The 13,723-nt window shown below is 72.1% G+C and carries 10 protein-coding genes; 4 read left to right on the forward strand and 6 right to left on the reverse strand.

Annotated features, from left to right (window positions below; genetic code table 11):
- Positions 1 to 45: 45 nt before the first annotated feature.
- Entirely contained in the window at positions 46 to 1,041 is a 996-nt protein-coding gene (locus OG310_RS30415; protein WP_329459035.1) for a GlxA family transcriptional regulator, read from the reverse strand.
- A 126-nt stretch (positions 1,042 to 1,167) separates the two neighbouring features.
- Between OG310_RS30415 and OG310_RS30420 the strand changes: the two genes are divergently transcribed.
- Positions 1,168 to 1,806, forward strand: a complete 639-nt coding sequence (locus tag OG310_RS30420; protein WP_329459036.1) for an HD domain-containing protein — start codon at positions 1,168 to 1,170, stop codon at positions 1,804 to 1,806.
- A gap of 50 nt (positions 1,807 to 1,856) precedes the next feature.
- Here OG310_RS30420 and OG310_RS30425 read toward each other — a convergent pair whose 3' ends face one another.
- Positions 1,857 to 4,709: a helix-turn-helix transcriptional regulator gene (locus tag OG310_RS30425; RefSeq protein WP_329459037.1), complete on the reverse strand. Its 2,853-nt coding sequence runs from the start codon at positions 4,707 to 4,709 to the stop codon at positions 1,857 to 1,859.
- Positions 4,710 to 4,868: 159 nt separating this feature from the next.
- On the opposite strand from OG310_RS30425, the gene OG310_RS30430 reads away from it, so the two are divergent.
- Positions 4,869 to 6,383: a 4-hydroxyphenylacetate 3-hydroxylase family protein gene (locus OG310_RS30430; RefSeq protein WP_329459038.1), complete on the forward strand. Its 1,515-nt coding sequence runs from the start codon at positions 4,869 to 4,871 to the stop codon at positions 6,381 to 6,383.
- Here OG310_RS30430 and OG310_RS30435 read toward each other — a convergent pair.
- The 4 genes from OG310_RS30435 to OG310_RS30450 all read right to left on the reverse strand — a co-directional run bounded on the left by OG310_RS30435 (position 6,356) and on the right by OG310_RS30450 (position 11,659).
- A complete protein-coding gene (locus OG310_RS30435; RefSeq protein WP_329459039.1) occupies positions 6,356 to 8,704 on the reverse strand; it encodes an AAA family ATPase in 2,349 nt (782 codons plus the stop codon). The two genes, OG310_RS30430 and OG310_RS30435, sit on opposite strands and share 28 nt — an antisense overlap.
- Before the next feature lie 155 nt (positions 8,705 to 8,859).
- Positions 8,860 to 9,351 (reverse strand): flavin reductase family protein, encoded by a 492-nt coding sequence (locus OG310_RS30440; RefSeq protein ID WP_329459040.1) that lies wholly within the window; start codon positions 9,349 to 9,351, stop codon positions 8,860 to 8,862.
- Between the two features lie 318 nt (positions 9,352 to 9,669).
- Complete coding sequence (locus OG310_RS30445) at positions 9,670 to 10,554, reverse strand: dioxygenase family protein (protein WP_329459041.1); 885 nt, start codon at positions 10,552 to 10,554, stop codon at positions 9,670 to 9,672.
- The gene (locus tag OG310_RS30450; protein ID WP_329459042.1) at positions 10,547 to 11,659 is read right to left on the reverse strand and encodes a maleylacetate reductase; all 1,113 of its coding nucleotides are present in this window, start codon (positions 11,657 to 11,659) and stop codon (positions 10,547 to 10,549) included. The genes OG310_RS30445 and OG310_RS30450 overlap by 8 nt, the downstream gene beginning before the upstream one ends.
- Before the next feature lie 623 nt (positions 11,660 to 12,282).
- Between OG310_RS30450 and OG310_RS30455 the strand changes: the two genes are divergently transcribed.
- Together OG310_RS30455 and OG310_RS30460 are read left to right on the forward strand one after the other, a co-directional pair.
- Positions 12,283 to 13,053 carry a CoA transferase subunit A gene (locus tag OG310_RS30455; RefSeq protein WP_329459043.1) on the forward strand — a complete coding sequence of 257 codons (771 nt, stop codon included), beginning with the start codon at positions 12,283 to 12,285 and terminating at the stop codon, positions 13,051 to 13,053.
- Positions 13,053 to 13,709, forward strand: a complete 657-nt coding sequence (locus OG310_RS30460; RefSeq protein WP_329459044.1) for a 3-oxoacid CoA-transferase subunit B — start codon at positions 13,053 to 13,055, stop codon at positions 13,707 to 13,709. The genes OG310_RS30455 and OG310_RS30460 overlap by 1 nt, the downstream gene beginning before the upstream one ends.
- Positions 13,710 to 13,723: the final 14 nt, after the last annotated feature.

The raw sequence follows: 13,723 nt of genomic DNA on the forward strand, positions 1-13,723 counted from the left end.
CGCCCGGAGTGCTCCGCCCGCGGCTGACGATTCCTCGTGCCAAGGTCAGCCGGTGCCGGTGCCGGTGCCGGTGCCGGTGCCGGTGCGATGTGTTGTGCTGAACCGCCGCTGATAGGCGGCTGGGCTCATCGACACCTGTCTCGTGAAGACGCGCCGCATGCTCTCGTAACTCGGGAAGCCGGCGAGCTCCGCGGCCTGCGTCGTGGCATGCCCCTGGTCGAGCAGCGCCTTCGCCATGTCGAAACGAATCATCTCCACGTACCGGGCGGGCGTGGTGGACAGTTCCTCACGAAAAAGCCGCGTGAGATGCCGGGGGCTCACACTGAGGTGCCTGGCAAGTTCGGTGAGTGAGTACGTGCCTTGCGGATTCCCCGTCACCATGTCGGTGATTCTGCGCAGGGAGGGAGAGCGGGGCGGCGGCCCCTGCAGCGGGGCGGAGAACTGCGACTGGCCGCCCGCACGCTGCAGATAGACCACCAGGGACCGGGCGACATCGCGCGCGAGCGCCGGTCCGTGGTCCTCCTCGACGAGCGCCAGCGCCACGTCGATGCCGGCGGTCACCCCCGCTGACGTGTACGTGGAGCCGTCGCGGACGTAGATGGCGTCGGAGTCGACGCTGCTCGCCCGGGACGCGGCGGCGAGCTCGTGCGCCGCCTTCCAGTGGGTGGTCGCCCGCTTGCCCTCCAGGAGCCCGGCGGCGGCCAGGACGAAGGCACCGGTGCAGACGGCCACGATCCTGTCGGCGTCCGCCGCCATCACGCTCGCGGCCTCGATCACATCCCGGGCGACGGGACCGCGCGGGTGGAGGTCCGTGCCGGCCACCAGGAACGTGTGGGCGGCGGACGGGGCCGCGGCACCGTCGACCCCGATCCGGATGCCGAGGGAGGAGGTGACGTCGGCCCCGGTCGGCGACAGCAGCACCGCGCGGTAGTCGGCGCCGAACCGGTTCGCCTCCGCGAACACCTCGGCGGGCCCCGCGACATCCAGCAGGGTGACGCCGTCGTAGACCAGCATCGCGACCTTGTGCGGGGACGGGGTCATCAAACCCTTGCCTCCTGTCCTGATTCGAGTGGTTCATGGCCGGAGCGGGGCGGCGGCGAACGCCGGGCGGTGGGATTCTGGAAAAGAAGGCCCATTCATTCCTAGCACACCGAAAGAACGCAGATTATGACCGAGTTGATCGCAGGAATAGAGATCCCTGAAACAGAGGCCGTCGCCGAGGCCACCCGGCTTGTCCAGGTGACAACAAGCCCCCTCATTTATCATCACTCCCGGCGCGTCTTCCTGTTCGGGGTGATGCATGCCCGCAGACTCGGCCTGGAGCCCGACCCGGAGTTGCTCTACCTCGCCGCGATGTTCCACGACACCGGTCTCCTGCGGCCTTTCTCCGAAGCGGAGCAGCGTTTCGAGGTCGATGGAGCCGACCACGCGCGCAGCTTCCTGCTGGAGCACGGCTTCACGGCCCCCGCCGCCGACGCGGTCTGGTCGGCGATCGCCCTCCACACCACGCCCGGAATTCCGGGCCGTATGGGTCCTGAGATCGCCGTCACGCATTTCGGTGTGCTGACCGACGCGGTCGGTTTCGCACTGGGCGAACTGGATCGTGGCCAGGTCGAGGAGGTCACCGCGACGCATCCCCGGGGCGATTTCAAGCACGAGTTCCTGCAAGCCTTCCTCGAAGGACTCAAGTACCGCCCCGACACCACGAACGGCACCGTGAATTCGGACGTGCTGGAGCACTTCGTCCCCGGATTCCAGCGCACCACGATGATCGAACGCGTCACCGAATCGCCGTGGCTGACCTGAGCTGACCTGAGCTGACCGACGGTGGCCGCGCGTGTGCGCGCGGGCACCGGTCAGGTGTACGCCGGTGGCATCGCCGCCTCGGGCGGTCCCTGCCGCTGCTGCTGGATGGCCAGCCGGGTCAGCTCCACCCGCGTGTTGATGCCCAGCTTGGTGAAGACGTGCTTGAGATGGGTGTTGACCGTGTGGACGGACAGGCAGAGCCGGTCGGCGACAGCGCGGTTGGTCAGGCCGTCCGCGACGAGCGGGACGACCTTCAGCTCCGACTCCGTCAGGCTCTCCCAGCCCGAGGTCGCGGCGGGACGGCGCAGGACGGCGGTCGAGCGCACGCCCGCCTCCCGCAGGCGGTGCCGGATCCTTTCCTGATCGCGGACGGCCGCGGCGGGCGTCAGGTGGACCGCCTCCTCCAGGCAGGGTGCCGCGGCGCCGGTGTCGCCCGAGGCGATCATCGAGGCTCCGAGATCCTCGCAGGCCGTGGCGAGCGCCAGACGCCGGCTGCCCTGCCGGTAGCCCGCGACGGCCCTCGACAGGTCGGCTTGTCCGCCGTGCAGTAGGCCGTCGACGTGGGCGCAGACGCTACGGATGACGTGCTGGCTGTCGTCCCGCGCGACGAGCGTGCGTACGGCGGTGGCCACCAGCTCGGCTGTCGACGGGTCGTCGCCCCGCTGGGCCACGCGGACGAGGTGCGGCCACTGGGTGGGGGTCAGCACGAGGAGCCGCGCGGGGTCGTCGGACCCGAGGACGTCCCTGATCGCGGCGGCGGCCCCGTCGTGGTGGCCCTCGGCCTCGGCCAGCCGGGCGCGGGCGAGCGCCACCCACGGACCGTAGGGTGATCCGCCCGGGCTGAAGTCCCCCTCTGCGGCGCGGAGATGCTCCTGCGCTCTGGCGAGCTCCCCCCGGTGGACGCTGATGTGCGCGAGCAACGAGCGCGCCAGCGGGATGGCCCGGGTGATCTCCAGCGCGTCCGAGACCGTGAGACAGGCCTCCGCCTCCACCGCGGCGTCATCCAGTGCTCCGCGTTCGAGCAGGACCGTGGAACGGCAGGCGTGCCAGTAGGGCAGCGACCACCCGAGACCGAGTGCCTCGGCCTCGCGCTGCCCCTCGCGCAGTACGTGTTCGGCGTCCTGAAGCCGGTCGGTGGAGGCGAGCACGGTGGCGAGCCACAGCGCGGGGATGCGTGGGGGGCGCAGCCGCAGGGCGTGCGGCTCGGCGTCGGCGCGGCCCGCGGCCCGCTCCGCGAGGTCCAGGGCTTCGGCCAGCCGGCCGCGGTAGAACAGGGTCTGCGACTGGAAGACCATGGCGCTGACCACGAGGGACGGGTCCCCGCTGCGGTAGGAGGCGTCGATCAGGTCGGTGTGCTGCTCCGCCGCGGCGATGTCACCGAGGTAGACGTGCCCTGTCGCCTTGGTCTTCAGCAGCCGGGTCCACAGCTGCGACGGCAGGTCCGGCAGGTCCAGGGCGCGGCTGAGGTGTGTCATCGCGGCCGCGTCGTCGCCCGCCGCCTGATGGATCTCGGCGGCCACCAGCCGCAGTGCGGCCTCCTGCGCCGTCCGCAGGCCGCCCGAGATCGTGGCGTCGACCAGTTCGAGGGCTTCGTGGACACGCCGGGTCCAGCCGAGCTGTTCGGCGGCCTCCGTGAGCAGTTCGACGCGGCGCGCGTCGTGCCGGGGCAGCAGTTCCGCCGCCTTCTGGGCCAGGTCCGCGGCGGCCTCGGGGGCGGCCGGGGCCAGTTCGCGCACCGTGTCCTGCAACGTACGCACGGAGGCGTCGTCGACGGGGCCTCCGGCCAGGACGACGTGCCAGGCCACATCGGCCGCGCGTCCCCCGGCCTCCCGCAGGATGTCCCCGGCCTCGCGGTGGAGGGCGGAGCGGACCGCCGGCGGCAGGTCGTCGTAGACGGCCTGCCGCATGAGGTCGTGCCGGAAGGCGAGCCGGCCGCCGGCCGACAGGAGGTCCGCCGCGAGCAGGCTCTCGACTGCGGACAGGAGGGCGCCGACCGGTCTGCCGAGCATCCGCGCGGCGGTGGCGAGGTCGAATTCGCGGCCCAGCGCGGATCCGACCTGCAGCAGCCGGGTGGCTTCCTCGGGGAGGCGGCCAAGGCGCCCTTCGACGCTGCGCCGGAACCCGGCGGGTATGTCCTCGCGCACGGGGCTCGCCGTCCCCGCCTCCATCCGGACGGCGTCGGTGTCCACGAGGGCCCGCAGCAGCTCGATCGCCAGGAAGGGGTTGCCCCCCGCGCCCCGCAGCAGACGGGTCAGGGCGGGCGCGGGTGCCATCCCGAGCACGTCCGTCGCGATCCGGTGCAGTTCGTGCGGCGGCAGCGGGCCGAGCGTGAGGCGGAGCGCTCCCTGCCGTTCCAGGGTCTCGCGGGTGCGTTCCGCGATCGGCCGTTCGCCCTCGGGCCGTACGGCGAGCACCCACAGCACCCGGGAGGCAGACAGCCGCGACGGCAGCATGCGCAGGGCGAACAGGGTGGCGGGATCGGCCCACTGCGCGTCGTCCACGAGGACCGCGACCGAGGCGTGCTGGGCCCGCTCCTCCAGGGCGTCGGCGATGTCGTCGAGGAGCCGCAGCCGTTGGTCGTCGGTGACCGTGGCCCGGCCGGAGGCGGAGCCGCGTACCGCCGAGTGGAGCGCGGCCAGTGGCGCGTACTGGTCGAGTTCGGCGGAGCGTACCCACATCACGTCGAAACCGGCGCCTCGTGCGAGTTCGTCCACGTAGGACAGGAGCCGGCTCTTGCCGACACCGGGGGCACCCTCCACGAGGGCGCACCTGCTGTGTCCTGCGCGTACTTCCCGCACGACGTCGCGCAGCGCCGCGATCTCCCGCTCCCGCCCCCGGACCGGAAGCGTTCGTCTCGCGGGCGCCGCGGCCGTCCACGGATCCGCACCGTCGGTGTTGCGCATGGCGCAAGCATGCCTCACCGCCCAAACCCCCTCAACGGCGCGTCGCGCCGCTTCCGGGCTTTCACCTCGGGTGATTGACGGCGCCACCGGCCCACGTCACCCCTTTGCGACGGATGCTGCGGACCTTCCCGCTCTCCCGTACGAGCAAAGGAGCACGACGTGCGTACAGGCAAGGAATACCTGGCGGCGCTCAACGACGGCCGGAAGGTGTGGGTGGGCGACGAACTCGTCGAGAACGTGGCCACCCACCCGATGACGCGCGCCTACGCGCACCGCATCGCGGAGTTCTACGACCTGCACCACCGCCCGGACCTGGAAGAGGTGATGACCTTCGTCGACGACGACGGCGTCCGCCGGTCCATGACGTGGTTCCAGCACCGGTCCAAGGAGGAACTGCAGCGCAAGCGCCGCTACATGGAGACGGTGCTGCGCGAGCTCGGCGGCGGTGCGACCCCCCGCACGCCGGATGTCAACAACTACCCGCTCCTGACGTACGTCGACGACCCCGCCCCGTGGAGCAGCCAGTCGGTCGGCACGGGTGGCAGGGACCTCACCGAGGGGATCCTCGACTTCTTCCACGTCGTGCGGGAGGGAGACCTCAACGCAACGCCCGCGTTCGTGGACCCCCAGACCGACCGCTCGCGCGAGTCCGCGCAGGCGGAGTCACCCGCGCTGCGGATCGTCGCCACCACCGACGAGGGCATCACCGTCCGGGGGGTGAAGTCGATCAGCACCGGGGCCGCCTTCGGCGACTGGATCCACATCGGTGTGTTCTACCGCCCCGGCATCGTGGCGGAGCAGATCATCTTCGGTGCCGTGCCGGTGAACGCTCCCGGGGTCACCGTGGTGTGCAGGGAGAGCAACGTCCGCGACGGCGAGGACGTCGAGCACCCGCTCGCCTCGACGGGGGACGAACTGGACAGCGTCATCGTGTTCGAGGACGTGTTCATCCCCTGGAACCGTGTGTTCCATGTCGGTAACCCCCAGCACGCGTCGCTCTACCCGCAGCGGGTCTTCGACTGGCTGCACTACCAGGCGCTGGTCCGCCAGATGGTCCGCGCGGAGCTCATGCTCGGTCTGACACTCCTGATCACCGAGCACATCGGCACCTACCAACTGCCGCCGGTCCAGACCCGGATCGCGCAGTTCGCCGGCTTCCACCAGACGCTGAAGGCGCATGTGATCGCCTCCGAGGACGAAGGGTTCACCACCCCCGGCGGCCTGTACAAACCGAACGTCCTGATGTTCGACTTCGGCCGCGCCTACTACCTGGAGAACGTCGGCCGCATGGTCAACGAGGTCGTCGACCTGGCCGGCCGCTCCTCGCTCATCTTCCCGACGGAGGGGCAGTGGGAGCGGCCCGAACTGCGGCCCTGGCTGGAGGCGTTGCAGACGGGCCCGGTGGGCAGGCCGCACGACCGGCTCAAGATCAGCCGGGTGATCCGCGACCTGTTCCTGTCCGACTGGGGCGACCGCATCAGCACCTTCGAGAACTTCAACGGCACCCCGCTGCTGGCCATCCGCACCCTCACCATGAAACGCGCCGAACTCTCCCCGGGCGGTCCTGTCGCCGACCTGGCCCGCAAGGTCTGCGGCATCGGCGGTGCCGAGACCGAGGACGAGACGGCGTACACCACGCAGGCGGACTACGCCCGCCGGCAGGACGCCTCGTAGGCCGTGCAGGGCCCGGGCGGGAGGACTCCGCACTCCCGGGCCCGCGCGACCGCGCCGCCGCGGGTGTGCGCGCCGAGCTTGCGGAACACCGAACGCACCTGTGTCTTCACGGTGTTGTGCGAGACGTAGAGCTCGGCGGCGATCTCCCGCAACGTCAGGGGGCCGCACAGGGCCCGCAGGATCCGCCGCTCCCCGGCGGACAACTCCTGCGGGCCCGGCGGGACGGCCGGGGTGTCCGTTGCCCCGGAGCGCTCCTCGGGCCGGGTGAGCGGTTGCGCGGACGACAGGGAGAGAGGCCGCGCGAGCAGGTCCCGCAGGACGCCGGGCGACGCGCAGGACCCCGCTGCACGCACGGCGGCGCCACGCGCCTCGCGCGCCGCGCCGTCGTCGTGCCGGGCCTCTTCGAGCTGCTCCCGCAGCAGGTGGCACAGGACGCGCGCGTGGGGATCGCCGCCGCTGGGCGCCGTTCGCGCCAGGGCCTCCTCGGCGTGGACGAGGGACGCCGCGCACTCCTCGACGGTGGCCGTCCCCAGGAGCAGCCGGGCGCGGCCGAGATGGGCGAGAGCCGTGACGAAGTGGCCGCCGAGCCCCTCCGCCGTCGCCCTGTCGAGGGCCTCGTCGCTCAGTGCCCGGGCCTGCTCGCGCCGCCCGGACAGATGGGCGCACACCGCACGGGCACCGAGGGCGCGTACGAGGACGAGCCAGTGCTGCGCGGCGTGTGCGTCGCGGACCGACTCGCCCAGCCAGTGGTCGGCCTCGTCGTACCTGCCCTGCCACAACAGGGCGGTGCCCCGCGCCACACAGGCCAGGGCCCGCCAGGCCGTCAAGGGGGCCGCGGCCGGGGCGGCGGTACCGCTGAGCCGGTCGGCGGAGAGGATCTCGCCCCGCAGACAGCAGGCGATGGCGCGCGCGACGGCCGCCGCACCGGCCACCGTGCCGTCCTCTCCCAGTCCCTGCGTGCCCGCCCGCCCCGGTTCCGCCGCGCCCGCCTGCCTGGCCTGTGCCACGTCCAGCCACCGCTGGGCCAGGTCCGCGTTGCCGCCGGCCAGCTCGGTCATGGCCGCCACCACGCACAGCCGTGCGTCGGCGGCGATCGTGCGGGCGGGAAGGAGCCGCAGCCACTGTGCGACGACCGCGCTCCGGCCCGAGGCGATGGTCTCCTCCCAGACGTCGAGCACCGCCTCGATCGCCAGGGACGGATCGCCGGCCAGGACGGAATACCGTACGGCCGGTGTGGTGTCCCGCCGCGCCCGGTACCAGCGCGCGGCGGCCAGGCCCAAGGAGGCCGCCGCGGTGGGCTGTTCGGCCGCCAGCATCGCGCGGAGCGCCGAACGCAGCGCGGGGTGGTGCCGGTACGCCCCAGCGCCGGCGCCCACGGGCACCAGGAGCTGCACGGTCCGGGCCACTTCGCGCAGTGTCACCCCCGCCTGGTCCGTCCCGGTTACCACCTGGCACGACGCGGCGCTCAGTTCGTCGAGGACACTGCCGCGGAGCAGGAAGTCGCGCTGTGCGGTGGTGAGCCGGTCGAGCACTTCGGTGGCAAGGTACTCGCCCACGGCCCGCTCGGCCCGCTCGGCCCGCTCGGGCTCGCCCGCGGGGGAGCCATCGGCGCCGGCGAGGGCGCGCCCCGTGAGGCACAGTCCCGCCGCCCAGCCCGCGGTGGCCGCGTACACCTCGTCGAGGACGTCGGCGCCGGGCGCGTGCCCGAACAGGCCGGTGAGCAGCACGCGCGTCTCCTCCCGGGTGAAGGCCAGGTCGGCAGGGCCGAGTTCGGCCACCAGGCCGTGCGCGCGCAGGGCGGGAACGGGAGCACCCGGGACGTGCCGCGTCGCGAGTACCACCCGGACTCCGCCCGGCAGCCGGGTCAGGAAGTCCCCCAGGGTGCGGCATGATTCGGGGTCCGTCACGGCCTCCAGCCCGTCCAGGACCAGCGTGAGCGGAGCCCTGCCGGCCGACACGGCCAGTTCGGCGACCAGAGTGGGCAGCAGCTCCTCGATCCAGCCGTCGAGTGTCCACCGCTGCGCGCTGGTCGCCGCGGTGAGATCCGGCCGGATCCGACGCAGCGCGTGCAGGACGGCGCCCCACAGCCGGCCGGGCGGGTTCTCGTGCGCGTCGAGACCGAGCCACGCGCAGTCGCCCCGGGCGATCAGGTCGCGTGTCCACTCGGTGAGGAGAGCGGTCTTGCCCGCGCCGGGCGGTCCTGACACCACGATCAGCGCTTCCGTGGCGGCGCCCAGCCGTCGCAGCAGGCGTGGGCGCGGCAGCACGTGCGGCGGCTGCGTCGGGGGACGCAGCTTGAAGTCGGGAACGACGGGCCTCATGGCGCCTCCAGCCAGGTTGCCGGAACAGGGAAAGCCCCCGCCGCCGGGCGGTCCAAGGGTGAACACCGGGCAGCGGGGGGCGAGCGTGGCGGGTGCGGGCGAACCCTCCAGGGGGTACGGGCGGACCATCCGCGGGGGTACGGGTGGACGTCAGGTCATGACGCGTGGCCGCCGAATCCGCCCGCGAAGTACACGAGTGGCCGGCCCTGCGTCTTGTGCTCGAAGTGCCGGGCGTCGCCCACGAAGATGGTGTGGTCGCCTCCGGGCAGCGCCGCGGAGACATCGCAGACGACGGTGGCGATGGCGTCCTTGAGCACTGGCACACCGTGGTCCTCGTGTGTCTCCACACCGGCGAACTTGTCGGGCTTCGAGGCGGCGAAGTGCCGCGCCAGCTCCTCGCCGTCGTGCCCGAGGACGTTGACGGCGAAGCGCCCGTGCTCCGCGATCGCCGTCCGCGTGTACAGGTGGTTGCTGATGCACACGATCAGCTGCAGCGGGTCCAGGGACAGCGCGGACACGGCGCTCGCCGTCATACCGATGCGGTCGCTTCCGGCCCGGGTGGTGATCACGCTGACGCCGCTGGCGAGCCGGCCCATGGTGGCCCGGAATGCCGCCGTCCGGTCGAGGGGTGCGGGAGTTTCGATCATCGGGGACCTCCGTGAAGGGTGAGCGTGCTCTGGGGCTGTCCGGGGCCCGGGTGCGGCCGGCCGGTGACGGGGGGACCGCCGGGGCGGACCCCGGCCCCCGGTCCGCCGACGCGAGGCCGCGGACGCTCTCGGACGCGGCTGTCCTGCGGTGTATTCGGCTGGGCCGGCGGGTTCAGTTGGACGGGTTGGACCGGGGGCGCCGCGGGGCCCGCACACGGCACGGCCCCCGGGCGGCGCCGGCACGCACGCGTACCGGAGCCTTGGAGCACCCGCTCCCCTGGGGGCACCGCCGCGCGGCCGCCGGCAAGGCGCACCGGTTCAGCCCTCCGGTACGGGTTCGAGCACGAAGGTGTGGCGCACCACGGTGTAGCGCTCGTCGGTCAGCTCGCGGCACGGGCCCGTACCGGCTTCGTAGGTGTCGTACGCCGTGATCAGCGACTGCCTGACACCGAAGACCGGATCCCCGCCGAGGTGGGAATCGTCTGCGGGGAACAGCATCGTGGTCACCCGCTGGAAGCCGGACGCCTCGATCAGCACGTGCACATGGGCCGGGCGCATCAGGGACCGGCCGGTCGAGCGCATCAGCTCCCCGACCGTGCCGTCGCCGGGGATCGGATAACTGGCGGGACGGATCGACCGGAAGGTGAAACGGCCGGCCTCGTCGGTGACGAACAGCGCGCGCATGGCCGGATCGGTGCGTCCGGGCAGTTCGACGTCGTAGGCGCCGTCGCCGTCGCTGTGCCAGACATCGACCCCCGCTCCGGCGACCGGTGTGCCCCGGTGGTCCACCACCTGGCCCTCGAAGTAGAGCGGTGTGCCCGGCAGGCCTTCGGAGATGTCGGCTCCGTCGGGCCGCCGGGGCCGGTCATCCCGGAAGTACGGGCCGAGCACGCTGTTCTCCGTCGCGTCGCCCCGGCGCTCGTGGCTTACCGCGTCAACCAGCATGGTCACGCCCAGGACATCGGACAGGAGGATGAACTCCTGCCGCGTCGCCGTGCACAACTGCCCGGTCCCGGTGAGGAATTCGATCCCCTTGGCCCATTCCTCCTCCGTCAGGCGGACCTCGCGGACGAAGCTGTGAACGTGTTGGACCAGCGATTCGAGGATCTCGCCGAGGCGGGCGTCCTTGGTCCCATGCAGGGTGGAGAGCACCGCGTCGGTGATCGTGTCGCTGGTGAGGTCGGACAGGGCCGTGTCAGACATGGGTGGCTCCTGAGGTGCTGGGGGCGACGGATTCGGATGCGGGGGACGCCACGGGCCGATCCCCGGCCCAGGCCGTCGTGAGCAGGGCGCGGACCGCTGACTTCTCGACCGGCCGGGGGTTCCAGTAGCCGTCCCGCACGACGAGTTCGGCGGCCTCCTCGATCCCCGACTCGGGCATGCCCAGCTCCCGCAGGGACGTGGGGGCGCCGAGCCGCCCGGCGAACTCGAAGAGGGACGTCGCGGCGTCGGGCCCTGGCAGCGCCCGGGTGATCCGGGCCATGGCCTCCGGTGCGGCGGGCGCGTTGTGACCGACGGCGTGCGGCAGCACCACCGCGTGGGTCTCGGCGTGCGGAAGCCCGAACGTACCGCCCAGGACGTGGCACACCTTGTGGTGCAGTGCCATGCCCACCATGCCCAGGCAGGAGCCGGCGAGCCATGCCCCGTACAGCGCTCCGGCACGCGCCGGGAGATCGTCCGGACGCTCGGCGATCACCGGGAGGGAAGCGGCCAGGGCATCGAGGGACTCGCCGGCCATGAGGAAGGCCACCGGGTCCTGGTGCTGCGCGTAGAGCGCCTCGACGGCGTGCGCCATCGCGTTCAGACCGCTCACACCCGAGGCCGCCGGGGGGTACGTCAGGGTCAACTCGACGTCGTACACCACCGTCTTGAGCAGGACTTCCGGCAGCCGCCGTGTCGTCTTCCCGCGGCCCTCGGTCTCGCCGAGGATCGGGGTCATCTCCGACCCCGCGTACGTCGTGGGCAGTCCCAGTTGGGGAAGCCCGGTCCGCGCGGCGATCGCCTTGCCGAGGCCGATCGTCGAGCCCCCGCCCACGGCGATCAGGCAGTCGGCCCGCAGCGAACGGGCGTACTCGACTGCCTTCTCGCTGACCTCCACGGGCGTGTGGGGGGCCGCCTCGGCGAAGACGGCCACCGCCCGTGTGCCGAGCAGATCGAACACCTCGGCGGCCTGTGCCACCTGTCCGGGCGCGCACAGGACGAGTGCGCGCCGGCACCCCAGAGCATCCACCTCATCGGCGAGGCGACTTCGCGTGCCGCTGCCGAAGACCACTTTCGTGATCTGTCCCTGACTCACGAACGCTTTCATGGGAATTCCTCACGTGCGTCATTCTGTGACGTCTTGGAGTCTGGGGCCGCGTTGAATTGGACGTCAACAGGAAAGGAGTACGGCGACGGGCGGTGCACCGGATTTACCGTGAATAGGTGATGCCGGGTGTGCCGTTGTCCGCGCCGGGAACCGTCCGCGCGCACCCGGGCACCCGCACCGGGATCACTCGTATGAGCGATGCGGGGGCGCGGCCGGTGCCGGAGCCTGAGCAGGCAGACGGAAAACGGCCCGCACGGCCGGCCCCGGCGGACGGCGCACAGAGGCGCCCCGCCGACGAACGGAGAGGGAGCACATGCCCGTACATCCCCTCGGCACACCGGTGTCCGACGGCCGTCCCGCTGCCGCGGGCACGGACCGGCACGTCCTCGCGAGGGACGCCCGCAGCGCAGAGATCAGCGAGGGAGAGAGCTTTCTCCGGTACGTCCGTGAATTTCTTCTGGGAAATGGCGCGGCCGAATAGGGGCCCGCGCAGACTCTGAACGCGAACGCGAACGCGAACGCGGCTACGGGCGAGGGCGGGGGCCGCCCGGCCGCCCCACACAGACGATTGACCGAAGTCCGCCCAGGCGAACAGTCCGAGGGCGGGCAGAACAGGCGGACCCATGGACAAGGTGGTCGCCACCGCCGCACAGGCAGTGGCAGACGTCCACGACGGTGCCTCGTTCGCGGTCGGTGGCTTCGGCCTCGGCGGCGTACCGGACACACTGATCCAGGCCGTCCGCGACAGGGGCGTCTGCGGGCTGAGCGTGGTCTCCAACAACTGCGGAGCGATGGGCTCCGGCCTGGCCGTACTGCTGGCCGCGGGCCGCGTCGCCCGCGTCACCGGCAGCTACATCGGCGCCAACAAGGAGTTCGCCCGCCAGTACCTCACCGGCGAGCTGGAGGTCGAACTGATTCCGCAGGGCACCCTCGCCGAGCGGCTGCGCGCCGGCGGCTGCGGCATCCCCGCCTTCTACACCCCAGCCGGCGTCGGTACGCAGGTCGCCGACGGCGGACTGCCGTGGCGCTACGACGGCGACGGGGGCGTGGCGCTCGCCTCCCCGGCCAAGGAGACCCGCGAGTTCGACGGCGTCGAGTACGCCCTGGAGCGGGGCATCACCACCGACTTCGCCCTGGTCCGCGCGGCCCGCGGCGACCGGCACGGCAACCTGGTCTTCAACAAGTCCGCCCGCAACTTCAACCCGCTGGCCGCGATGGCGGGCCGGATCACCGTCGCCGAGGTCGAGGAACTGGTCGAGCCGGGCGGGATCGACCCCGACCACGTGCATCTACCGGGCATCTTCGTGCAGCGCGTGGTGGTACTCAGCCCGGAACAGGCCGCTGACAAGAGGATCGAGAAGCGGACGGTCACGGCCCGGGGGGTGTCGGCCTGATGGCCTGGACACGGGACGCGATGGCCGCACGCGCGGCAGCCGAACTGCGCGACGGTGAGTACGTCAACCTCGGTATCGGGCTGCCCACGCTGATCCCCAACCACCTGCCCAAGAGCATCGAGGTCGTCCTGGAGTCGGAGAACGGCATCCTCGGTACCGGCCCCTACCCCTATGAGGACGAGGTCGACCCGGACCTGATCAACGCCGGAAAGGAGACCGTCACGGTCCTGCCCGGCGCGGCCTTCTTCGACTCCGCGCTCTCCTTCGGGATGATCCGCGGCGGCCACATCGACACCGCCGTGCTCGGGGCCATGCAGGTCTCCGCCCGCGGTGACCTGGCCAACTGGGCGGTCCCCGGGAAGCTGATCACCGGCATCGGCGGTGCCATGGACCTCGTGCACGGCGCCCGCCGGGTGATCGTGACGATGACGCACACGGCCAAGGACGGCTCACCGAAGCTCGTCGAGGAGTGTGACCTGCCACTGACCGGCCGGGCCTGCGTCGACCGGATCATCACCGACCTCGGCGTGCTCGACGTCACCGAGCGGGGTCTGCTCCTGGTGGAGAGGGCCCCGGGCGTCACCACCCGGGAGATCCTTGAGCGGACGGCCGCCACCGTGCGCGTCGCCCGATCGCCGGGAGGAGCCCCGGGCTGAGGCCGCGGCCCGCT

It is taken from the genome of Streptomyces sp. NBC_01497 (assembly GCF_036250695.1).
Taxonomy (GTDB): domain Bacteria; phylum Actinomycetota; class Actinomycetes; order Streptomycetales; family Streptomycetaceae; genus Streptomyces.

Excerpts from the sequence above, each read along its gene's own strand:
- OG310_RS30445 (WP_329459041.1), bottom strand. The coding sequence starts at position 10,554 with ATGTCTGACACGGCCCTGTCCGACCTCACCAGCGACACGATCACCGAC.
- OG310_RS30425 (WP_329459037.1), bottom strand. The coding sequence starts at position 4,709 with ATGCGCAACACCGACGGTGCGGATCCGTGGACGGCCGCGGCGCCCGCG.
- OG310_RS30415 (WP_329459035.1), bottom strand. The coding sequence starts at position 1,041 with ATGACCCCGTCCCCGCACAAGGTCGCGATGCTGGTCTACGACGGCGTC.
- OG310_RS30450 (WP_329459042.1), bottom strand. The coding sequence starts at position 11,659 with ATGAAAGCGTTCGTGAGTCAGGGACAGATCACGAAAGTGGTCTTCGGC.
- OG310_RS30435 (WP_329459039.1), bottom strand. The coding sequence starts at position 8,704 with ATGAGGCCCGTCGTTCCCGACTTCAAGCTGCGTCCCCCGACGCAGCCG.
- OG310_RS30460 (WP_329459044.1), top strand. The coding sequence starts at position 13,053 with ATGGCCTGGACACGGGACGCGATGGCCGCACGCGCGGCAGCCGAACTG.
- OG310_RS30420 (WP_329459036.1), top strand. The coding sequence starts at position 1,168 with ATGACCGAGTTGATCGCAGGAATAGAGATCCCTGAAACAGAGGCCGTC.
- OG310_RS30455 (WP_329459043.1), top strand. The coding sequence starts at position 12,283 with ATGGACAAGGTGGTCGCCACCGCCGCACAGGCAGTGGCAGACGTCCAC.
- OG310_RS30440 (WP_329459040.1), bottom strand. The coding sequence starts at position 9,351 with ATGATCGAAACTCCCGCACCCCTCGACCGGACGGCGGCATTCCGGGCC.